Source organism: Clostridium sp. AM27-31LB, from assembly GCF_003480745.1.
GTDB classification, from domain to species: domain Bacteria; phylum Bacillota; class Clostridia; order Lachnospirales; family Lachnospiraceae; genus Butyribacter; species Butyribacter intestini.
On sequence record NZ_QUJS01000002.1, the window covers coordinates 17,790 to 41,157 of the forward strand.

Here is a 23,368-nt window from a genome sequence, read left to right on the forward strand (position 1 = left end):
AGTGCCGGATGAGAATTTTGATTCCGGTATTTAAATATATGTGGAAGTATGGTAGTATATAAACAGACAATGAGGGAATAGGAGGTATATATGGAGTTTGTTTTTGTTTTTTTGAATGCCGGCAACGGCTTTATGGGATTTTATGGTTTTCCGGGAATGTTTTACCGTATGGATCCTACTTATTCATTGGTTGTAATAGGTGCAGTTATATGTATGATAGCATCGGCTAATGTGAACAGATCATTTAGTAAATACAGCAGATACGGCTGCAAGAGAGGAACAACAGGTGCACAGGCGGCTGAAAAAATTCTTCACGATGCCGGTATATATGATGTGCAGATACGACATATTTCAGGTGACTTGACTGATAATTATAATCCTGGAAATAAAACACTTAATTTATCAGATAGTGTTTATGGTTCTTCGTCAATAGCAGCAGTCGGGGTTGCGGCACATGAATGTGGTCATGCAATACAACACAATGTAGGCTATATTCCTATTAAGATAAGAAGTGCGATAGTTCCGGTTGTAAACTTAGGTTCAAAACTTTCATGGCCCATTATCATACTTGGTGTGATACTAGGCTCATTTAACATGTTAAATATAGGCATTTTATTATTTGCCATGACACTTGTGTTTCAGATAGTGACACTTCCGGTAGAATTTAATGCATCTTCCCGTGCATTAAAGATACTTGATAAAAGTGGAATGTTGTATAAAGATGAAGTGAGAGGTGCAAGGAAAGTTCTCACGGCAGCAGCAATGACATATATAACGGCAACGGTATCTACACTTCTTCAACTGTTAAGACTTATTCTGCTGTTTGGAAGAAGAGATGATGATTAATGTTTAGTGATTACAATACATTTGTGTTGTAATTGGAATATCTGTAGTGGGAAAAGTGATATATGTTTATATAAGCGGGAATATGTCATGAAAGTTGGTTGACATTTCAATCATATGACTGATAATATAATATTAAGTATGTGTATATGTAGAAATAAATAATATGATAAAGATAATAGTTTAAACTAAAAATACACATAGGATTATATATTATTAAATTATGGAGGATAAAATGGACGACTCAGCTTTAAAAGGTGAATTGATAAACGGGCTTGCAGAGGCATTTAATGAGAATCATTCACAGAAACCGGAAGGTTCAAGATTTAATAAGGCGACAGGTACACTTGTGGCATCAAATACATTTGTAAATCTTGCACTTAGTTTTGTGGATGGTGACGGCTACATTAAAGGAAAGGTATATAAGTGTAGTCATGTAGAGAATGACCATGTAAGGATAATAGGGGAAAATGGCAAAGAAATACAGATAAATATAAATGATCCTGATTTTTCATTTAAGATAAATCCGAGAAAAGTAGAAAAATAGTTTTAAAACAGAAATGTACTCTCGGAATCTTCCAAATGAAGAATTTTGAGATGGATTTTTAAAATCTGCCAAAATGATTCATTTTGAGAAGATACCGAGAGTACATCAGAATAAGAATGGAGAAAAAATGGCAGAAAACAGACATAGTATAGAAGAGAGAGTTGAACTCTCTCTTTTGTATGATTTTTATGGGGCATTGCTTAAGGAAAACCAGCGTCGTATGTTTGAAGCGAGTATTCTTGATGATTACAATCTTGCTGAGATAGCCGAAGATGAAAATATCACAAGACAGGGTGTACATGATGCGATAAAAAGAGCCTGTAAACAGTTGCGTGAATATGAACAAAAGCTTGGTCTTATCGAGAAGTTTGAAAAGCAGAAAGAACTTGTAAAAAAACTTCATATCATTCTTAAAGGGATGAACATAGGTGACGAGGGTGAACTTGAGGAAGTCTATTCTATCATAGACGAGATACTCGACGAAGAATAAGAGTGTTGGCATAATTGTAACAGTTCAGCCTTTTATTTCTTACATTCATAAACCTGCCAGCGAGCTGTCAGTCGCTGCTTTGCAGCTTTTGTTTATTTCATTTCAGAAATGAAAGGCTATTCTACCATAAAAAGGTACTTAACAATACAATGAACAAGCTCATTGTATTGCCAATTATCTTTTTATGGCTGAACTGTTACCCATAATTTAAAAAATGTCAAGAAAAATACTTGACATATTTTTTTTGCTGTATTATACTGTTCAAGGTGTCAGAGAAAGTGCTGTGTGTGCAGATATTATATATTAGTATATGTTGCAGTGTTTTTATAAATAAGTATATTTGTTCAAAGGGAGGTTGTTATGGCATTCGATAGTTTAACTGAAAAATTACAAAATGTTTTTAAGAACCTTCGCAGTAAGGGAAGACTTACGGAAGAAGATGTAAAAGCAGCTTTAAAAGAAGTTAAGATGGCTCTCTTAGAGGCTGATGTAAACTTCAAGGTTGTAAAGAATTTTGTCAAGACTGTTCAGGAAAGAGCTGTCGGACAAGATGTTTTAAATAGTCTTACACCGGGACAGATGGTAGTCAAACTTGTTAATGAAGAGCTTGTAAACCTTATGGGAAGTGACACTACAGAGATAGCACTCAAGCCATCAAGTGAGATTTCAGTGATACTCATGTGTGGTTTGCAAGGTGCCGGTAAAACGACAACAACAGCAAAGATTGCAGGCAAGCTTAAGAAGAAAGGCAGGAGACCTTTGCTTGCAGCCTGTGATATATATCGTCCGGCAGCTATAGAGCAGTTGCAGAAAAATGGCGAGAAACAGGGTGTTGAAGTTTTCACTATGGGAACGAACCACAAACCTGTTGATATAGTAAAAGCGGCTATAGAGCACGCTTCTAAGAACAATCTTAATGTTGTTATTCTTGATACGGCTGGTCGTCTTCACATAGATGAAGATATGATGGCTGAACTTCAGGAGATAAAAGAAAATGTAGAGATAGATGATACTATTCTTGTGGTCGATGCCATGACAGGTCAGGACGCAGTAAATGTTGCGACTACCTTCAATGAAAAGATTGGTGTTGACGGAGTCATTCTCACAAAGCTTGACGGTGATACAAGAGGTGGTGCTGCACTTTCTATCAGAGCAGTCACAGGTAAGCCTATTCTCTATGTAGGTATGGGTGAAAAGTTATCAGATCTTGAACAGTTTTACCCTGACCGCATGGCTTCAAGAATTCTTGGAATGGGTGATGTACTTACACTTATCGAGAAAGCGGAAGCTGAGATAGATCAGGACAAGGCAAAAGAGATGGAGCGAAAGTTCCGCAAAGCTGAGTTTGATTTTAATGATTTCCTTGATCAGATGGCACAGATGAAGAAAATGGGTGGCATCCAAAGTATTTTAAGTATGCTTCCCGGAATGGGGCTGCCTGCTGATCTTGAGATAGATGACAATATCTTTAAGGGCATAGAAGCTATCATTTATTCTATGACACCTGAGGAAAGAGGAAACCCTGCTATTATAAATCCATCAAGAAAACGCCGTATCGCAAAAGGTGCAGGTGTGAATATTGCTGAGGTAAATAAACTTATGAAGCAGTATGAGCAGTCAAAGAAGATGATGAAACAGATGTCAGGAATGATGGGTGGCAAGGGAAAGAAAAAAGGTAAGTTTTCAATGCCGAAATTGCCTTTTGGTTTTTAAAAAGTTTTCAGGTTTTACATATGTGCATTGCATAAGATATGTGAAATTTGATATAGATGATTATTTCAAGGAGGTGAAAACATGGCAGTAAAGATCAGATTAAGAAGAATGGGTAAGAAGAAAGCACCTTTCTATAGAGTAGTTGTTGCTGATTCAAGAAGTCCTAGAGACGGAAAGTTCATCGAGGAGATTGGTACTTATGATCCAAATCAGGATCCTAGCGTATTCAAATTCGATGAGGAAAGTGCTAAGAAGTGGCTCGCAAATGGTGCAAAGCCAACTGAGACAGTAGGCAAGCTTTTAAAAGAGGCAGGTATCATGGAGTAATTTCCGGATATGGTGCAGGACGGACAGACAGTTTAAAGACTGTCTTTTCGTCGTTTATAAACTGATTGCCAAAAAGGAGGTTTCAGGTTTATGAAAGAATTAGTAGAAGTTCTTGCAAAATCCCTTGTTGATTATCCGGAACAGGTCACTGTTACAGAGACTGAACAGGATAATGAAATTCTCTTGGTTTTGAAGGTTGCTTCAGATGACATGGGAAAAGTTATTGGAAAACAGGGACGCATTGCAAAAGCAATACGTGCTATGGTGAAAGCAGCAGCTTCACGAACTGATAAGAAAGTTATTGTTGAGATAGAGCAGTAATCGTTGCAGTGAAAATCTATTGAGGATATAAACTGCGGCATATATATTTGCCTGTACCATCTGGGTATGGGCTTATTTTATATAGATAATTTTTATGGAAAATCATATGGAGGAAATATGACGGATTTATTCAGAGTAGGAGTTATAGCGAATACGCATGGAGTGAGGGGAGAGGTCAAGGTTTTTCCGACTACACAGGAGCCGGAGAGATTTAAAAAATTGAAAGATGTAATACTTGATACCGGAAAAGAAAAAATAGACCTTGAAGTAAAGAGTGTAAGGTTTTTTAAAAATCTTGTTATCGTGAAGTTTAAGGGAATTGATAATATAAATGATATAGAAAAATACAAAGGCTGTGACCTCTATGTCACGAGAGAAAACGCCATACCTTTAGAGGAAGGTGAGGTTTATCTTGCAGACATTATAAATTCAAAAGTAATAACTGAGGACGGCGAGGAATTTGGTGAACTTGTTGATATTTTGGAAACAGGTGCAAATCTTGTATTTGTCGTAAAACACGATGGAAAAGAGGTGCTTTTGCCGGATATACCTGACTGTGTAAAAGAAGTAGACGACAAAAATAAGGTGGTAACGGTTCATATAATGAAAGGATTACTTGATCTATGATGAATTTTCATGTGATGACATTATTTCCTGATATGATAAACAATGCGATGGCAGAAAGTATAACAGGCAGGGCAATAAAGGCAGGTCATATAACTGTAAATGCCGTAAATATAAGGGATTTTGCAGGAAATAAGCATAACAGTGTTGATGATTATCCTTATGGCGGAGGTGCAGGAATGGTTATGCAGGCGGCACCGGTTTACAGATGTTATAAGGCGATAGAAAAAGAGATTTCAAATGGAAGTGTTGCAAAAGATAAAGGCTGTTGTGGGAAGAAAGCTAATGTCAGCGGGGATTTGAAGGATATTTGTAATGCAGATACTGGAGAGAATTTAACAGATAAAAAGAAAACGAAAGTAATATATCTGTCACCACAGGGAAAAACATTTAATCAGGAAATGGCAAGAGAGTTTGCAAAAGAAGAAAATCTTATTTTCCTTTGCGGGCACTATGAGGGCATAGATGAGAGAGTTCTTGAAGAGATAGTCAGTGATTATGTTTCGATAGGAGATTATGTGCTTACGGGCGGAGAACTTCCGGCTCTTGTCATGATGGACACTATCTCAAGACTTGTTCCGAGTGTCTTAAACAATGATATGTCGGCACAGACAGAGTCATTTTCAGACAATCTTCTGGAATACCCTCAATACACAAGACCGGAAAACTGGGAGGGAAAACTTGTACCGCCAGTGCTTTTGTCCGGAAATCATAAAAAACTTGCCGAATGGTATAGGGAGCAGTCTGTTATAAGAACTGCAAAAAGGAGACCAGACCTTATAGAAAGGGCAGAGCTTACACAAAAAGAGCGAGAACTTGCCGAGAGGATAATGGCAGGAGAGGAAGAGGGTACTGATAAAAAATAAAAGGTTTTGTTTAAAGTTATATGATACAAATATTTGCACACAATGAATTTTATATTTTTTCAGATGGTGGATATATAGAATGTTAAAAGAAAAGTATTTGAATGCAGATGAAAAATTTGAGAAATTACTCTATAAAACCGGGATGGTTATCGGAGTCCTTTTAATAGCCGTACTTTGTATAATAGAGATTTTACATATAAATGTTTTACATATTGTGAAATGTTCGTTTCATACATTGACAGGACTTTACTGTCCGGGGTGTGGTGGAACGAGAGCTGTTGTATTTCTGTTAAAAGGAGATTTATTAAAATCATTTTTATATCATCCATTTGTGTTATATTGTGTTATATTTTACATATTATTTATGGCAAAGGGAACATTGGCATATATCTTCAATAACGGCATAGGGTATATGAAATTTAGGATGTGGTATGTATATGTCGGAGTTGCTTTGCTTTTAGGACAGTTTGTGGTAAAAAATTATCTTTTGATAGTTTGTGGAATTGATATACTTAAGAGTTTATGAGAATAGTGTGAGAAATCCACATATGCAAGATTTGTACTTTACTTTGCAATTTGTTTCTGAGCATAATAAATTGTTTTATAACAAGTTATGCAAGAGTGGAAATTAGTATTTTAAATATGTACTCTCGAAATTCTTCGTTTAGAAGATACCTAGAGTACATTAAATTAAGAATGGAGGAATGACTATGGAGAACGAAGAAAATAAAATTTCTTTAGAGAAAAACGATAATCAAGTAAATAATGAGACAAATGCTTCATCTTATCAGAATGAGAATTATGGGCAGCAGGAACAGCAAAATGTTGGAAATACAAATCCGTATGGCAATACGGATAATTCATGGAACAATGCAGGATACCAGGATGTAAACGGACAGGGAGCAAGCCAGAGTACATTTAGTCCGTCAGGGTTTGCGATAGCATCTCTTGTACTTGGAATTTTGTCACTTGTATGCTGCTGTTTCTGGTATGTTTCAGGTATATTTGCGGTACTTGGACTTGCATTTTCGATAATCGTTCTTGTGAAACATAAACCTGGCAGAGGTATGGCAATAGCAGGTCTTATCTGTTCGGCAATAGGACTTATCATAGCGGTGATTATGGGAATTATGGTTATCTATATCGGAATGAATATGTCTGCTGATGATTATAAGAAGATAATCGATCAGATAAATAGTATGGAGTAGGGAAAGTAAATAAAATATAAGAATAGTTGCAAATAAAATGAGCAAAATATATTTTTTGCTCATTTTTTTCTTCAGTGTTTCATATATATAATTAGATAATGTGACTATGGGTAATAGTTAAACCTGCATAACAGTCATAAAAAATATATATGGGAGCGGTATATATGGAAGAATATAGTGTATATAATGATATTTCAAAGCGTACGAACGGCGAGTTTTATCTTGGAGTCTGCGGTCCGGTCAGAACAGGAAAGTCAACATTTATAAAGAAGTTTATGGAAATGTTTGTACTTCCGGGCATCAGGGATGAAAATGACAGAAAGCGTGCAATGGATGAACTTCCTCAGTCGGCAGAGGGAAAGACTATAATGACTACTGAGCCGAAGTTTATTCCTAAAGAAGCAGTAAAGATAAACCTTTTTGAGGGAAATGATATAAAAGTCAGGATGGTTGACTGCGTCGGCTATATCGTGGAAGATGCAGGAGGACTTATGGAGGGCGAGCGTGAGCGAATGGTGATGACTCCGTGGTCGGAGGAGCCGATGCCTTTTGCAAAGGCGGCTGAGTATGGGACGAAAAAAGTGATACATGACCATTCAACGATAGGAATAGTTATAACAACCGACGGTAGTTTTGGAGATATTTCAAGACAAAGCTATAAAGCCGCAGAAGATAAAACTATTTCTGAATTAAAAAGCATAGGAAAACCATTTATAGTAATAGTAAATTCGGCAAATCCTTTTGGCGAAAAGGCGAAAGATGTGATAAATGAGATAAAAGAAAGAACCGGAGTAACTCCTGTAGCACTTAACTGTATGCAGCTTAGCCGTGAGGATGTAAGCAGGATAATGAAAAAAATTCTTGATTCATTTCCTGTAAGTCAGGTTTCGTTTTATCTGCCAAAATGGGTTGAGATGCTTAAAACAAGTCATTGGCTCAAACAGGAACTTGTGGCAAAGGTAAGGGATATTCTTGCAAAAGTAAGCTGCATAGGTGACATAAATAAGGAAAATATGCTATCAGACAGTGAATATATCAGACAGTTTGACATAAACAGTGTTGATATGACAAACGGAAATGTAAGTATCTCGGTTAAATTTGATGAGGAAAAATATTATCAGATATTGAGTGAACTTGTCGGTATGGATATTAAGGGAGAGTATGAACTTATACATATATTAAAGGAATTTGCAAAAAAAGGACAGGAGATAGAAAAGATAAGTGATTCGCTTGCCGAGGTAAAAAGGAAAGGTTACGGAGTAATAACTCCATCAGTAGAAGATATAAAGATAGACGAACCGGAACTTATACATCATGGAAATAAATTTGGTGTAAAATTAAGAGCAACAAGTCCGTCAATCCACTTAATACAGGCTGATATTGAAACGGAGATAGCACCGATAGTCGGAACAAAGGAGCAGGCGGAGGATCTTGTCAGATATATCGCAGGCGGAGAGAATATAGTTTCAGAGGACGGACAGTCAGGCATATGGGATACCAACATATTTGGAAAGACAGTACGACAGCTTGTTGAGGAGGGAATAGAATCGAAAGTAAATAAGCTGACTGACGAAAGTCAGGTAAAACTTCAGGATACGATACAAAAAGTAATAAATGACAGCAACGGCGGACTTGTATGCATTATCATATGACATAACAACGAATGCAATTTTCCAAAGAAAAGCAATGCCTGCTTGCAGGAAATTGATTTTCTGGAAAATTATATGAGTGAAACGACCAGCGAGAAAACGGAGTTTTCGAGCTGAGCATTCGTTGTTATATAAAAATAACAGTTCAGCCTTTTATTTCCTCAATTCATAAACCTGCCAGCAAGCTGTCAGTGGCAGCTAAGCAGGTATGGTTTATTTGATTTTAGAAATGAAAGGCTATTCTACCATAAAAAGATAATCAACAATACAATGAGCAAGCTCAAGTATTGTCAATTATTTTTTATGGCTGAACTGTTACATATAAAAATGCAATTTTCCAAAAACAGGTTGACAAATGTGTCAACCTGTTTTAATATATCAACTGTATTAAGAATGTTAATACAGTTGATAATGATAATACGGTTGTGGGAGACTTTGTTATCAGGAAGGATTGGGGCTATGGCAGCAGGCAAATGTTTTGCGGGATGAACATAGGCTGCAAATAAGCGTTAGAAGCGTATATGACGGGAGGTGAGAGAAAGTGATTCAGATAAATTACCGTGATTCAAGACCAATTTATGAACAGATTAAAGATGGGATAAGAAAACTTATCGTGCAAGGGATTATGCAGAATAATGAAAAGCTGCCGTCAGTCAGGGAACTGGCAACATCGCTTACTATCAACCCAAACACGATACAGAGAGCGTATAGGGAGCTGGAAGCAGAAGGTTATGTATATACAGTGAAAGGAAAGGGTTGTTTTGTGGCGGGTGTTCCGGAAGAAAACACAGCGAGGAAAAAGGAGCTTTTAAAAGAAATCGCAGATGCTTCGGAGGAACTTAAATTTATGGGGATACAAAAAGACGAGGTGATTGCTGTTATAGACAAAGCGTGGAAGATTTAAAAATCATTAGATTTATCTATAAATTATTTTGCGATATTAACATTAACAGATAGGGTGCAACAGGATTTGAAAATGATTTGATAGTTTTGTTTGTCATTTGGTGATGATAGTTAAGATGCAGCAGGCGGGATGTATGGCAGCAAAATTGCATAACAGAAATGTGTGCATAATATGTAGTGCAAAAAACAGCACGGAAATGAGGTAAATATGATAGTTGGAAAAGATGTATGTAAAAGTTTTGAGGGGTTTAAAGCTCTGGATAATGCGTCGTTTCATGTCAGAAAAGGTTCGGTATATGGGCTTGTAGGACCAAACGGTGCCGGAAAATCTACACTTATCAGACACATAACGGGTGTGTTTGAACCTGACAGCGGAAGTATAAATGTGGCAGGTGAAAATGTTTTTGAAAATTCTGTCATAAAAGAGAAAATAGCATATATTCCAGATGACATATTTTATTTTAAACAGGCAAGTCTTGATGACATGATGAAATATTATGCGGGAATTTATAAAAATTTTGACAGGGATTTATATGAAAAACTTTGTGGAGGATTTCCGGCACTTGACAGAAAGATGCGTGTCAGGAGAATGTCCAAAGGTATGCAGAAACAGTCGGCATTTTTACTTGCGGTCAGCATGAGACCGGAAATACTTGTGCTTGATGAGCCGGTTGACGGACTTGACCCGGTTATGAGAAAACAGATATGGAACATTCTCTTAAATGAGGTGACTAAGTACGGAGTGACGGTGCTTGTGTCTTCACATAACCTCAGGGAACTTGAGGATGTATGCGATTATGTGGGGATTATGAATAAGGGAAAAGTTATAATAGAGCGTTCACTCGCTGAACTTCAGGGAAGTGTATCAAAGATTCAGATAGCGTTTGCAGATGAAGTTCCTGATTTTGGAAAATATGTAAATGTAGTAAATCATTCAGTTATGGGTAAGGTTCATACACTTATTGTAAAAGGAGACTCCGAAACAGTGGAAGATAAGCTTATGGGTTTAAATCCAATACTTATGGATCTTTTGCCGCTTACGCTTGAGGAAATATTTATTTATGAGTTAGGAGGAGAAAATTATGAAGTCAAAGATATCTTATTTTAATAAGGCTGTGTTTAAAAAAGATATGACACAATTCTGGTCATTGTGGGCGGTTGAGATAGTTATATCTCTGCTAATCTTTATAATGCCTCTTATGAGCAGTGTAAATGGAATAATACGGGAATATACGGGCAATACATTAAATGCAAGAAGTGATATAAAAGAATCTCTGATATCATTTACCGCAGTATTGGCAAATCCGATATTTATATTTGTAATGGCAATAGTAGTAGCAGTAGTAGTATTTCAATATACTTTCAATTCAAGAGAAATGTATATGATACATTCATTGCCGGTCAAAAGGGAAACATTATTTATATCACATTATATTGCAGGTGTTGTTATGCTGCTGATACCGTATGTGATAGGATTTGCCGGATATATTATAGTTGGAAAGATGTATTGTGCCGGACTTACGATAAGTATGCTGCTTTTGGCATTTGAAGTGTTTGCAATGATACTGCTGTTTTATGGCATTGCTTGTATGGTAGTGATGGTAAGTGGAAATAGTATGATGTCAATATCTATTTATTGTGTATTAAATGTACTTTATATAGGATTTTATATGATGTTCATGTCGGTAAACCAGATGTTTTCATATGCAGGTAGAACTGTTGATATGGAAAACATCCTGACTGGAAGATATGCATGGCTTAGTCCAATAGTTTTTTTATATAGAAAAACAGGTTTTAAATGGACTGGTGTGAAAAGATGGTCAGACAGCACTTCTTTAAAATCGGAGATAATAAGATGGTCAGAAATATTGCCGTTTGTATGTGCATTTGCAGCAGCTATAATCATTTTTATTGTCGCTCTTTTGTTATATAAATATCGCAAATCTGAAACAGTAGGTGATATGATAGCATTTAGTTGGGGAAAACCGGTTTACAGGACGGTATTTGCGATAGCAGGAGGAATGTTTTTTGCACTTATAAGCTGGACCATATATTTTCAGCAGGGTGTTGCGGATACAATGAACGGAGAGGGTGCATATGATATTGAAAGACTTATGGATATTGTCATGCTGATGATGATATGCGTGATAATATGTTATTTTGTCAGTGAGATGATGTTAAAAAGGACATTTTTTATCTGGAAAAGTTTCAGCAGAAAAAATTTCCTGATTGTTGTCGGAGGAATGTTAATGTTTCTGGTTTTGGAGGTGACAGGTGTTATTGGCATAAAAATTCCAAAATTAAATAATATCAGTGAACTTGAAATTACATCAGAAAATAATATTTTATATACGGATAAAGATGATATAAGTAAGTTTATTAAATTGAATAAAGAAATAGAAGAAAAACGATTAAAGCCAAATGGAGATTCAACTAGCGGTGTCAGCTTTTGTTACAGATTAAAAAATGGAACTAAGAGAGAATTTTCGTATGAACTTCCGACAGGTCAGGGGACAATATCTGATAAGATAGTCCAGTGTGCAAACAGAAGTAAGCAAAAATATGAGGCGGTTTTTTCAAAGGCATATAAAGACGGAGACTATAAATTACAAAATGTAGAGGTGCAGGATTGTGATGGAAATTCTGAAAGTACAACATATGCTTCAACAGAAGAAGCAAGAGAGAAAATATATGAAGCCGTCTTAAAAGACATTGAAGAAGGAAATATAAATATATTAGATTTGTCATATCAGGGGGAGTCTGATGACAAGAGGCTGAACTTTAGGACATATGTAAATGAGAAGATGGCAGACAAATATAAAATGGGGGCTTATGAAAGAAAAAGTTTTTATGTAAATAATAAAAATCAATTTACGGAAAAAAAGATGTTAAATATAAGTTTTAAAGCAAAACACACACGGAGAGTAATAGAAGAACTGACGAATGACGGCAAGCTTAAGTTATTAGACTCAAAAGAACAATATTATGAATAATAAAAAATCCGCATGATTGTCTGGATTAAATGCAGTTATAAAGAACAGGCAGTAAAAAATATAAAATATAAAACCAATGATTTATTGACAGACTAAATTTCATAACTTATAATTATTTATTAGACTTCAACCTTTTATGGTCGGTCTGCAAACAGATATGGGTTTTGCAAAAGATTCTGACGCTATATGCGATAGCAGCTAATAGTGTTATGAGCAGGCAGTGGTGTGGATTGAGAATATCCGCTTAGTGACTCATGCAGACTGGCATAGGTTATGGAAATAGAGGGATGGTAAATGTCCCAATTTTAGCTGGAGGAATATAATCATGAAAAAATACGGTGTTAATGAACTTCGTAGAATGTACTTAGAGTTCTTCGAGAGCAAAGGTCATCTTGCAATGAAAAGCTTTTCTCTCGTTCCACACAATGATAACAGTTTATTACTTATAAATGCAGGTATGGCACCACTTAAGCCATATTTCACAGGTCAGGAGATACCGCCGAGAAGACGAGTTACAACTTGCCAGAAATGTGTCCGCACGGGTGATATTGAAAATGTAGGAAAGACGGCACGCCACCTTACATTTTTTGAAATGCTCGGAAATTTCTCTTTCGGTGATTACTTCAAGCATGAAGCTATCGCATGGTCATGGGAGTTTTTGACAAAAGTTATAGGGATGGAGCCTGACAGACTTTATCCGTCAATCTATGGCGAGGACGATGAGGCATATGCTATCTGGACAAAAGAGATAGGTGTTCCGGGGGATAGGATTACACGCTTTTACCGTGATGAAAACGGCGAGTGTGACAACTTCTGGGAGCATGGTGCAGGTCCTTGTGGTCCATGTTCAGAGATTTATTATGACAGAGGAGAGAAATATGGCTGTGGAAAACCTGATTGTAAGGTAGGTTGTGACTGTGACCGTTTCATGGAAGTATGGAACAATGTATTTACACAGTTTAATGGTGACGGACATGGTGGATATGAAGAACTTGAAAATAAGAACATAGATACAGGTATGGGACTTGAGCGTCTTGCTGTTGTAGTACAGGATGTTGATTCTGTATTTGATGTAGATACTATGAAAGCTATCAGAGATAAAATATGTGAGATGGCAGGAACGACATACCAGAAAGATGAAGCACAAGATGTTTCAATAAGACTTATTACAGACCATATCCGTTCATCGACATTTATGGTTTCGGATGGAATCATGCCGTCAAATGAGGGACGAGGTTATGTCCTCCGTCGTCTTATAAGAAGAGCGGTTCGCCACGGTCGTATGCTTGGTATAAATAAGCAGTTCATGGCAGAGCTTGCAAAGACTGTTATAAATGAGTCGAAAGACGGTTATCCTGAACTTGAGGAAAAGAAAGAATTTATATTAAATGTTCTTTCGCAGGAAGAAAACAAATTTGATAAGACTATAGACCAGGGATTAAATATTCTTAATCAGATGCAGGAGAAACTGGCAAAGTCAGGAAAGAAAGAGCTTGCAGGCGAAGATGCATTTAAATTGTATGACACTTACGGATTCCCTGTAGATCTCACAACTGAAATTCTCGAAGAAAAAGGATATACGGTTGATGAAAAAGGGTTTGAGGCTGCTATGGAAGAACAGAAGCAGAAAGCCCGCAGTGCAAGAAAGACAACAAACTATATGGGAGCAGAGGAAACTGTTTACCAGCAGCTTGATCCGGCACTTACAACAGAGTTTATTGGATATGACAGACTTGAAGCTGACGCAAAAGTTATTGCGCTTACAACGGATAGCGATGTAGTCGCAGCTTTAACAGACGGTCAGAAAGGAACTATCATTGTTGACAAGACACCATTTTATGCAACAATGGGTGGTCAGCAGGCTGATATAGGAACTATCGTATGTGCTGACAGTGAATTTAAGGTAAAAGATACAGTTAAACTTCTCGGTGGAAAAGTAGCCCATATAGGTGAAGTAGTTAAGGGAATGTTTAAAGATGGAGATACCGTTACACTTAAAGTTGATGCCGTAAATCGTGCGGCAACCTGCAAAAACCACAGTGCTACACATCTTTTACAGGAAGCACTTCGTAAGGTTTTAGGTTCTCATGTAGAGCAGGCAGGTTCATACAATGATGCAAACAGACTCAGATTTGACTTTACACATTTCTCAGCTATGACTCCTGAGGAGATAGAGAAAGTTGAAGCTATCGTAAATGAGCAGGTAGCAGCAAATCTTCCTGTAGTTACGGAAGTTATGTCGCTTGATGAAGCTAAAAAGACAGGTGCGATGGCACTCTTTGGAGAGAAATACGGTGAGAAAGTCCGTGTTGTAAAGATGGGTGATTTCAGCACAGAGCTTTGTGGTGGTACTCATGTTGCAAATACAGGAGTTATCGGATACTTTAAGATTGTGTCTGAGAGTGGTGTTGCGGCAGGAACACGCCGTATTGAAGCACTTACCGGTGACGGACTTATGAAATATTATGCTGAAATTGAAAAACAGCTTAACGAGGTAGCAAAGGCAGCAAAGGCAGAGCCGTCAAAACTCGTGAATAAAATAAATGCAATGCACGATGAGATAAAGGAACTTTCGAGCGAGAATGAAAAACTCAAAGCAAAGCTCGCAAATGATGCAGTAGGTGATGTTGACAGTCAGATAAAAGAAGTAAAGGGCATTAAAGTCCTTGCAATGGCTGTACCTGATGTAGACATGAACGGTCTTAGGAATCTCGGTGATCAGATGAAAGAAAAGATTGGAAGCGGTGTGGTAGTCCTTGCATCGGCAGTTGACGGAAAAGTCACACTCCTTGCTATGGCAACAGATGATGCAGTTAAGAAAGGGGCACATGCCGGAAATCTTATCAAGGGAATCGCAGCACTCGTCGGAGGTGGCGGCGGCGGTCGTCCGAACATGGCTCAGGCAGGTGGAAAAAATCCTGATGGAATACCGGCAGCAATCGAAAAAGTATATGAGGTTGTAGAGAGTCAGTTATAAAATAAAAATAATAAAAATGAAAAATAAAACACCATATATTCATAGGAAAAATGAATATATGGTGTTTTTGTTTATATGCTGTATGATCTTAGCAGGTGATAACAGTACCTGTCTTGCCTGAGATTCCCTCAAGAGCCGTATCAATACTTGTGATGATTGCTTTGTGTTCTTTTGATGAAGACGCAAATGAAACAGCGGCTTCAACTTTTGGAAGCATTCCGCCCTCGTTGAACTGCTTGTCAGCGATATATTTTGTCGCATCATCTACTGACATTGTGTCGAGAGCCTGTTCTTTGTCTGTGCCAAAGTTGAGGGAAACTTTTTCAACTCCGGTGAGAAGAAGAAGAACTTCTGCACCGAGTTCTTCGGCGAGACAGGCACTTGTAACATCCTTTTCTATAACGGCACTTGCACCTTTAAGTCTTGTTCCCTGCTGTAAAACAGGAATACCGCCGCCGCCTGCTGCGATAACTATCTGACCGGCATCGACAAGTGTTTTTATGGCATCTATCTCATAAATCTCCATTGGGCGTGGAGCGGCAATGATTCGCCTGAAACCTTTGCCCTCTATTTCTACGACATGGTTTCCTTTTTCTTCCTCTGCTTTAGCCTCCTCTGCTGTCATGTATCTTCCGATTTCTTTAGTAGGATATGAAAAAGCAGTGTCAAAAGGATCAACTCTTACCTGTGTGATAATTGTAGACACCGGCTTGTAGATGCCTCTGTTTAAAAGTTCTGTTCTTATTTCATTCTGGAGGTCATAACCTATGTACCCCTGACTCATGGCACTGCATATAGACATAGGAGCGACAGTGTTTGTAGGCTCAAGACGGCTGTACTCTCTCATTGCAGAATGTATCATACCGACCTGGGTACCGTTGCTGTGAGTAATGACTATATCATATTTTGCTTCCACAAGATCAGCTATAGCTGATGCAGCGTTTTTAACTGCTTCTTTCTGTTCCGGAAATGTTTTTCCAAGTGCACTGTGTCCGAGTGCTACAACAATTTTTTTTCCCATAATAAAGTCTCCAATCTTGTATTTATTTTTAATATTTTTTATTATTCAAGTGGATGTTCACAATCCGCTCTACTATTTGATCATAACACAAATCAATATTATACTATATGATTTTACCATGACGGAAAAATAAATTCAAGCAAGTAATCGCTGATGTCGAATTACAGATGTGAACGATAATATATAAGGCAGAATGTGTCATGTAAAAAGTATGATACAGTATATATAGAAATTGCAATTTGAATATACAGAGAAACTAAAATGCTTTGATATACAGTGGGGAGTATATCAAAGCATATAGCTGAAAGTATAATGTAATATGTGGCTGAAAGTATATGTTGTATAAATATTAAAAATGTGAGAAAATTTATTTTGTTATGCTACGAGCAGGCAGCAGAGAGGATTACTAATATCTGCTTGACACATAAAGCACCGTCAATAGGATTATAGGTGTTTGCAGGTGTGTGTCACAGCTGCTTTATTTGTAAATAAATATAAAAGCTTAATGTGCTCTCGGAATTTTTTGTTTTGAGAAAGTGCCGGGAGTATATCTTAAAGGAAGTGAGGAAAAAGATATGGAGTATGTAAATCCGATAATTTCAGGGTTTTATCCTGACCCAAGTATATGCAGAGTGGGTGATGATTTCTATCTTGTGAACAGTTCATTTGAGTATTTTCCGGGGATTCCGGTATTCCACAGCAAAGATTTGATAAACTGGGAGCAGACAGGTCACTGTATATCAAGACCCGGACAACTTGCATTGAGACAGGGAGTGCAAAACTGCGTTGGCATATATGCACCGACAATAAGATACCATGACGGTATTTTTTATGTTATCTCAACAAATGTTACATATGGCAGTAAGGACGAGGGAAATTTTATCGTATGGACTGATGATCCGTACGGTGAATGGTCGGACCCGGTTTTTATCGATTTACCGGGAATAGACTCTTCACTTTTCTTTGACGATGACGGAAAGGTATATTATACGGGTGCATTTGATAATGGGATTTTTATGAGCGAACTTGAATTTTCATATAAGTATGATGAAAATGGAAAAGTTGTTGATATTTCATGCAAAACGGTTTCCGAGAAAAAATTTATATGGTATGGTACAGGCGGGAATGACCCTGAAGGACCGCATCTTTATAAGATAAATGGCTGGTATTATCTGCTTATATCGGAGGGCGGTACGGAATTTTGCCATATGATAACAGTAGCAAGAAGCAGAAATATATGGGGAGAATATGAGTCGTGTCCGAGAAATCCGGTTTTTAGTAATAGGTCTACATCACTTCCAATAAAAGGAACGGGTCATATGGATATAGTCTGTGACCAATATGGTGATTGGTGGGGAGTGTGTCTTGCAAACCGTCCTATCACATATCCGTTTAAACATAATCTTGGGAGAGAAACATTTCTTGTGCCTGTAGAGTGGGATGATAAGGATTGGCCTGTTATAGGAAGAAATGGTCTGCTCGATGAGAGAATATCATCTGACAGAAAACTGCATGAAGGAGTAATGCAGAAATCTCAGACTGATGAGGGAAAACATTTTCATGATGAATTTGATGGTGATGCATTGAAAAAAGATTGGAATTTTATCTATAACACGACATCTAAATATGCGGCATTGGATAAGACAAAAGGTCTTTTATTATACGGAACAAAAGAGCCGATAATCTCAAGTGGTGAGATTGCATGGGTTGGTTACCGGCAAAAGCATCACGAGTTTATGGCAGAAACACATATTGATTTTGCCAATATGGAGGATGGCAGTGAAGCAGGCTTTACAATATATATGAACAACAAACATCACTATGAACTTTTTACATCTGTACTTGATGGAGAAAGATGGCTTATGTTCAGAAGAAGGATAGGTTCGCTTATCAGAGAGGACAGAATATCAATACTCGCCGATGACAGCATTTACATGAGACTTGAAGCGTTAAAGGGTGAAAATGGAGAAAATATTTACTGCTTTAGCTATAAGGAGAATGGAGAGTGGCTCGAAGCAGGAGAGGGTGAAGCTGATTATCTCACAACGGAAGTCGGAGGAAGATTTACGGGAAATTATATTGCACTGTATGCAAGCGGTGATGGAAAAGACTGTAGGAATGCGGTGCGGTTCGATATGTTTGATTATATAGGTGTATAGAATTTAGGTATTTATCTTTGGAAACTTTAAACTAAATAAGCCGATGCCTGCTGTACAGTAGGTAGAAGGAGCGATAATATATTTGAGAGATACTGTTTAGCAGATAAATGTCAAAAATTGTAGGATTATTACAAAAGTTTACTGCGTTTTTGAAAATGGAATATGCAATATGTCAAAAAAGTAAAAATATGCAATAAAAGTCTTTTCAAATCAAAGTTAGTGTGATATACTTCAAAACAGTTGATAAAGAAGTACAGAACAAGGGCGTTCTCAATTAAAATAATTGAGTGCGCCTTTTTTACTAGAATGAATGACATAAGCTGTACAGCAACTTATATGGTGTCCGGGTGACAGCATAGGAATGACATAATTATTCCGGACGCTTTATATAATGATGCAAGGGTCAAAATGATTTTTGTTCCAGACATCATATAAAAATAGTTTTAAGGAAAAACCTTTTGACTGTTATATGAATATTAAAATATTAATATGAAAGGAAGGTAACGAAATGGAAAATAATGTTATCGAACAGGTTTTTGGGAAAGATGTATTTAATGATGAAGTAATGCAGGCTAAACTTCCAAAAGATGTATATAAATCTTGGAAGAAAACGCTTGAGAGTGGAGCAGATCTTGATATTGAGATTGCGAATGTCGTTGCTCATGCGATGAAAGAGTGGGCACTTGAGCATGGTGCTACACATTATACACATTGGTTCCAGCCTATGACAGGTGTTACCGCTGAGAAGCATGACTCATTCCTCAGTCCTGCATCAGAGAGCAAACCTGTTCTTGAATTTTCGGGAAAGGAGCTTATTAAAGGGGAGCCGGATGCTTCTTCATTCCCATCAGGTGGTCTTCGTGCAACATTTGAAGCCAGAGGATATACAGCTTGGGATTGTACATCACCTGCATTCCTTCAGGAGGATGCAGCAGGTGTAACACTTTGTATTCCGACAGCATTTTGTTCGTACACAGGTGAGGCACTTGATAAAAAGACACCGCTTCTTCGCTCAATGGAAGCTATCAGCAAACAGGCAGTTCGTATCGTAAAGTTGTTTGGTATGGATGATGTAAAAAAGGTTTCCTGCTCGGTAGGACCTGAGCAGGAGTATTTCCTTGTTGACAGAGATAAATATTTACAGCGTAAAGACCTTATTTTTACAGGACGTACATTATTTGGTGCATCTGCTCCTAAGGGACAGGAACTTGATGACCATTACTTTGGTGCTATCAAAGAGCGTATCGCTTCATTTATGAAAGACCTTAACATAGAACTTTGGAAACTTGGAATCCTTTCTAAGACACAGCATAACGAGGTTGCTCCGGCTCAGCACGAGATGGCACCTATCTTCACAACGGCAAATATCTCAACAGACCATAACCAGCTTGTAATGGAGATTATGAAAAAAGTTGCAAAGAGACATAACCTTGAGTGTCTGCTCCATGAGAAACCATTTGCAGGAGTAAACGGTTCAGGTAAACATAACAACTGGTCAATTGTTACAGATACAGGAGTAAATCTTCTTGACCCTGGCAAGAAACCACATGAGAATAAGATATTCCTTCTCTTCCTTGCATCTATCATCAAGGCAGTAGATGAGAATGCAGAACTTCTCAGACTTTCGGCTTCAAATCCCGGAAATGATCACAGACTCGGTGCAAATGAGGCACCTCCTGCAATTATTTCTATTTTCCTCGGTGAGCAGCTTGAAGATGTTGTTGAGCAGATTGTAAGAGGTGATGTTTCATCTTCAATTCAGGGCAGCAAGCTTGATACAGGTGTTCATGTACTTCCTGTACTTAAGAAAGATGCAACAGACAGAAACCGTACATCACCATTTGCATTTACAGGAAATAAATTTGAGTTCAGAATGTTAGGTTCATCAATGTCTATCGCAGGTGCAAATTTTGTACTTAACACTATCGTTGCTGATACATTACAGCAGTTTGCAGATGAACTTGAAAAGGCTGATGATTTCAATAAAGCAGTAAAAGAGGTTATCAAGAAAGCTATTACAGAGCACCAGAGAGTTATCTTTAACGGTGACGGATATTCTGATGAGTGGGTTGCAGAAGCCGAGAAACGCGGACTTCCAAATGTTAAATCTATGGTAGAAGCTGTTCCTTATCTTGTGACAGACAAGACAGTTGAACTCTTTGAGAGACAGAATGTACTTTCAAAAGCTGAGCTTGAATCAAGAGCTGAGATTAATTATGAGAATTACTCAAAGACAATAAACATCGAGGCAAAGACAATGATAGATATGGCTGGAAAACAGTTTATTCCGGCTGTTATCTCATATGTAACAAGTCTTGCAGATTCAGTAAACACGGTGACTGCAGCTTGTGCAGCGGCAGATGTGTCAGTACAGACTGAGCTTCTTACAAAGTGTTCTTCACTTCTTGCTAAAGCACAGAAAGCTCTTGCAAATCTTGAAAAAGTTACTGCTGAGGCAGCAGAAAAAGAAGAGGGACAGGAGCAGGCATTATTCTTTAAGAATACTGTATTTGTTGCAATGGAAGAACTTCGTGCACCAATTGATGAGTTAGAGATGATAGTAGATCAGGAATTTTGGCCTGTACCATCATATGGTGATTTATTATTTGAAGTATAATAAGTAACAACTAAATTTTGCTTTCATATTAATATTTTCCCAAATATATATTAAAGACTTAAGCGGCCATTCTTTACAGGATGGTCGCTTTTGTGTCATAACAATAGCGGCTTGGCATTTGATTTATTCTTTCACTGATTAAGGCTATTCTGCCGTAAAGTAACAGTTCAGCCTCTCATTTATTACATTCGTAAACCTGCCAGCAAGCTGTCAGTCGCTGCTATGCAGCTTGTGTTTACTTCATTTCATAAATGAAAGGCTATTCTGCCCAAAAAAACAAGCCAATAATACATCGAGCAAGCTCGTGTATTATTGACTTATCTTTTTTATGGCTGAACTGTTACGTAAAAAAGACTTCCGTTGTGAATAATACTTGAATGAAGGCGTAATATTGTGTTAAAATAAAATGAATTAAACGAATTATGAAAATGTAAATATTGATAATGACTGTCTTATGATGTCAGTTGGGCAGTTTTATCAAAGTATCAGGAGGAATATCGTGTCTCAGAATGATAATGAAGAAAACGGAAGAATAACAATAAAAGAAGCATTCGGAAAATGGTTTGGTCTTTTTCTGGTGCTTATATCGGCAGCCGTAGTTTATCTGCTTATTATAAATCTTGATGATATTTTTTCGGGAATCACATATATATTCGGCATAGTAAAGCCGGTTATATATGGTGCTATCATAGCATATCTGTTAAACCCACTCACAAAGATGTATTACCGTCTTCTGTTAAAGGGTTATGAGAAGAAAGGAAAAAAGCCATCGGCAAAAACGGTCAGTGTTATTGAAAGTCTTACGATATTGTTTGCACTTCTTACCGGGGTGCTAATAATTGCGATACTCTGCTGGCTGGTGATTCCACAACTTATCACAACTGTTATCTCACTTGTTGAAACAGTTCCATCACAGGCAAATGATTATTACAATTATTTAACAGAGAAGATACAGAGTAATAAATATCTTGCATCAAGGATGCAGGATACGGCTTTAAATTTTACAAAATACATGGATAGCATCATGAACCATGATTTATTTCCTTGGCTTAAAAGTGTGCTCCTTCCAAATTTGAATTTATATGCAAAGCAGTTTGCAAACGGTGTTATAAGCTTTCTGAATGTATTATACAATCTTTTTATAGGAATGATAGTTGCTATTTATATATTAAATGGCAAGAGAGTATTTATAGCACAGGCTAAAAAGATAATATATGGTGTGTGCAAAAAAAAGACCGCAGATACACTTATTCATTATGTCCGCATATCAAATGATATGTTCAGCGGTTTTATCTTAGGAAAAATAGTTGATTCCGCTATTATTGGTATTATATGTTTTGTCCTTATGACGATTTTTAGTCTGCCATATGCTCTGCTTGTAAGTGTGATAGTAGGTGTTACCAATATCATACCGGTGTTCGGACCATATATTGGAGCTATACCTAGTGCTATGCTGATACTTCTTGTAAGTCCGGTGCAGGCATTATATTTTATTATACTTGTCGCAATACTTCAGCAGGTTGACGGAAATATCATCGGACCAGCGATACTCGGTGATTCAACAGGTCTGTCAGCATTCTGGGTGCTTTTTTCGATACTGTTCTTCGGAGGGTTCTGGGGCATAGCCGGAATGCTCATTGGTTGTCCGTTGTTTGCTGTTATATATACGATTATCAAGGATTTTGTTAATTACTGCCTTAAGAGAAGAAAGCTGTCAACTGATACGCAGACATATATAGACCTTAAAAGTATCGAGGACAGAAAAGATGGTTATGAATATATAACATATTCTCCATCAGAGCTTATGGGAAAGAAAAAGAATAAAAACAAAGAAGATAGTAAAAACAAACAAAAAATATTGTCGGACATAATCAGGAAAATGGCAAAAAAGACCACAGATATGCAATCAGACAATAAAAAGAAAAAAATGTGAAATAATGTAACAAATGAAAGGCTGAACTGTTACGAAATAATAGAAGAGTTATTTATATCGAACTTGACGAAATGCAGATTTTAATATACAATTATTTAGTTGTATTATAATTTGGCATGGTTTTTATGCTAAAACAGAAATAGAAGATGTTTCAGAAACTATTAAATAGGAACGGGG

At 37.2% G+C, this 23,368-nt stretch carries 19 protein-coding genes; 18 read left to right on the forward strand and 1 reads right to left on the reverse strand.

Annotation, left to right across the window (positions count from 1 at the left end):
- Positions 1–90: 90 nt before the first annotated feature.
- The 15 genes from DW721_RS03660 to alaS all read left to right on the forward strand — a co-directional run bounded on the left by DW721_RS03660 (position 91) and on the right by alaS (position 15,461).
- Positions 91–846 (forward strand): zinc metallopeptidase, encoded by a 756-nt coding sequence (locus DW721_RS03660; protein WP_347560352.1) that lies wholly within the window; start codon positions 91–93, stop codon positions 844–846.
- 232 nt (positions 847–1,078) lie between these two features.
- Positions 1,079–1,390 carry a hypothetical protein gene (locus DW721_RS03665; RefSeq protein ID WP_022013945.1) on the forward strand — a complete coding sequence of 104 codons (312 nt, stop codon included), beginning with the start codon at positions 1,079–1,081 and terminating at the stop codon, positions 1,388–1,390.
- A 127-nt stretch (positions 1,391–1,517) separates the two neighbouring features.
- Positions 1,518–1,880 carry a YlxM family DNA-binding protein gene (gene ylxM, locus DW721_RS03670; protein ID WP_243035936.1) on the forward strand — a complete coding sequence of 121 codons (363 nt, stop codon included), beginning with the start codon at positions 1,518–1,520 and terminating at the stop codon, positions 1,878–1,880.
- Positions 1,881–2,240: 360 nt separating this feature from the next.
- A complete protein-coding gene (gene ffh / locus DW721_RS03675) occupies positions 2,241–3,593 on the forward strand; it encodes a signal recognition particle protein (RefSeq protein ID WP_118744862.1) in 1,353 nt (450 codons plus the stop codon).
- An 81-nt stretch (positions 3,594–3,674) separates the two neighbouring features.
- Positions 3,675–3,920 carry a 30S ribosomal protein S16 gene (rpsP, locus tag DW721_RS03680; RefSeq protein ID WP_022013948.1) on the forward strand — a complete coding sequence of 82 codons (246 nt, stop codon included), beginning with the start codon at positions 3,675–3,677 and terminating at the stop codon, positions 3,918–3,920.
- A 90-nt stretch (positions 3,921–4,010) separates the two neighbouring features.
- Entirely contained in the window at positions 4,011–4,241 is a 231-nt protein-coding gene (locus DW721_RS03685) for a KH domain-containing protein (RefSeq protein ID WP_022013949.1), read from the forward strand.
- A 117-nt stretch (positions 4,242–4,358) separates the two neighbouring features.
- On the forward strand, positions 4,359–4,868 hold the full coding sequence (gene rimM / locus DW721_RS03690; protein ID WP_118744863.1) for a ribosome maturation factor RimM: 510 nt from the start codon (positions 4,359–4,361) through the stop codon (positions 4,866–4,868).
- Positions 4,868–5,731, forward strand: a complete 864-nt coding sequence (trmD, locus tag DW721_RS03695; RefSeq protein ID WP_118745108.1) for a tRNA (guanosine(37)-N1)-methyltransferase TrmD — start codon at positions 4,868–4,870, stop codon at positions 5,729–5,731. The genes rimM and trmD overlap by 1 nt, the downstream gene beginning before the upstream one ends.
- A gap of 79 nt (positions 5,732–5,810) precedes the next feature.
- Entirely contained in the window at positions 5,811–6,257 is a 447-nt protein-coding gene (locus DW721_RS03700; protein ID WP_118744864.1) for a DUF2752 domain-containing protein, read from the forward strand.
- A gap of 184 nt (positions 6,258–6,441) precedes the next feature.
- A complete protein-coding gene (locus tag DW721_RS03705; protein WP_118744865.1) occupies positions 6,442–6,939 on the forward strand; it encodes a DUF4190 domain-containing protein in 498 nt (165 codons plus the stop codon).
- Positions 6,940–7,103: 164 nt separating this feature from the next.
- Complete coding sequence (gene spoIVA / locus DW721_RS03710; protein WP_118744866.1) at positions 7,104–8,591, forward strand: stage IV sporulation protein A; 1,488 nt, start codon at positions 7,104–7,106, stop codon at positions 8,589–8,591.
- A 538-nt stretch (positions 8,592–9,129) separates the two neighbouring features.
- Positions 9,130–9,492 carry a GntR family transcriptional regulator gene (locus DW721_RS03715; RefSeq protein ID WP_055942284.1) on the forward strand — a complete coding sequence of 121 codons (363 nt, stop codon included), beginning with the start codon at positions 9,130–9,132 and terminating at the stop codon, positions 9,490–9,492.
- A 207-nt stretch (positions 9,493–9,699) separates the two neighbouring features.
- On the forward strand, positions 9,700–10,599 hold the full coding sequence (locus DW721_RS03720) for an ABC transporter ATP-binding protein (RefSeq protein WP_055942281.1): 900 nt from the start codon (positions 9,700–9,702) through the stop codon (positions 10,597–10,599).
- Positions 10,574–12,484 (forward strand): hypothetical protein, encoded by a 1,911-nt coding sequence (locus tag DW721_RS03725; RefSeq protein WP_118744867.1) that lies wholly within the window; start codon positions 10,574–10,576, stop codon positions 12,482–12,484. The genes DW721_RS03720 and DW721_RS03725 overlap by 26 nt, the downstream gene beginning before the upstream one ends.
- A 325-nt stretch (positions 12,485–12,809) precedes the next feature.
- Positions 12,810–15,461, forward strand: coding sequence for an alanine--tRNA ligase (gene alaS / locus DW721_RS03730; protein ID WP_182436194.1), 2,652 nt, complete (start codon positions 12,810–12,812; stop codon positions 15,459–15,461).
- An 88-nt stretch (positions 15,462–15,549) separates the two neighbouring features.
- Here alaS and arcC read toward each other — a convergent pair whose 3' ends face one another.
- The gene (gene arcC / locus DW721_RS03735; RefSeq protein ID WP_118744869.1) at positions 15,550–16,485 is read right to left on the reverse strand and encodes a carbamate kinase; all 936 of its coding nucleotides are present in this window, start codon (positions 16,483–16,485) and stop codon (positions 15,550–15,552) included.
- Positions 16,486–17,057: 572 nt separating this feature from the next.
- On the opposite strand from arcC, the gene DW721_RS03740 reads away from it, so the two are divergent.
- The 3 genes from DW721_RS03740 (at position 17,058) to DW721_RS03750 (ending at position 23,191) form a co-directional block, all read left to right on the forward strand.
- Positions 17,058–18,641 carry a glycoside hydrolase family 43 protein gene (locus DW721_RS03740; RefSeq protein WP_147355378.1) on the forward strand — a complete coding sequence of 528 codons (1,584 nt, stop codon included), beginning with the start codon at positions 17,058–17,060 and terminating at the stop codon, positions 18,639–18,641.
- A 508-nt stretch (positions 18,642–19,149) separates the two neighbouring features.
- Positions 19,150–21,258: a glutamine synthetase III gene (locus DW721_RS03745; RefSeq protein ID WP_118744871.1), complete on the forward strand. Its 2,109-nt coding sequence runs from the start codon at positions 19,150–19,152 to the stop codon at positions 21,256–21,258.
- A 499-nt stretch (positions 21,259–21,757) separates the two neighbouring features.
- Positions 21,758–23,191, forward strand: coding sequence for an AI-2E family transporter (locus tag DW721_RS03750; RefSeq protein ID WP_182436195.1), 1,434 nt, complete (start codon positions 21,758–21,760; stop codon positions 23,189–23,191).
- The last annotated feature ends 177 nt before the right edge of the window (positions 23,192–23,368 follow it).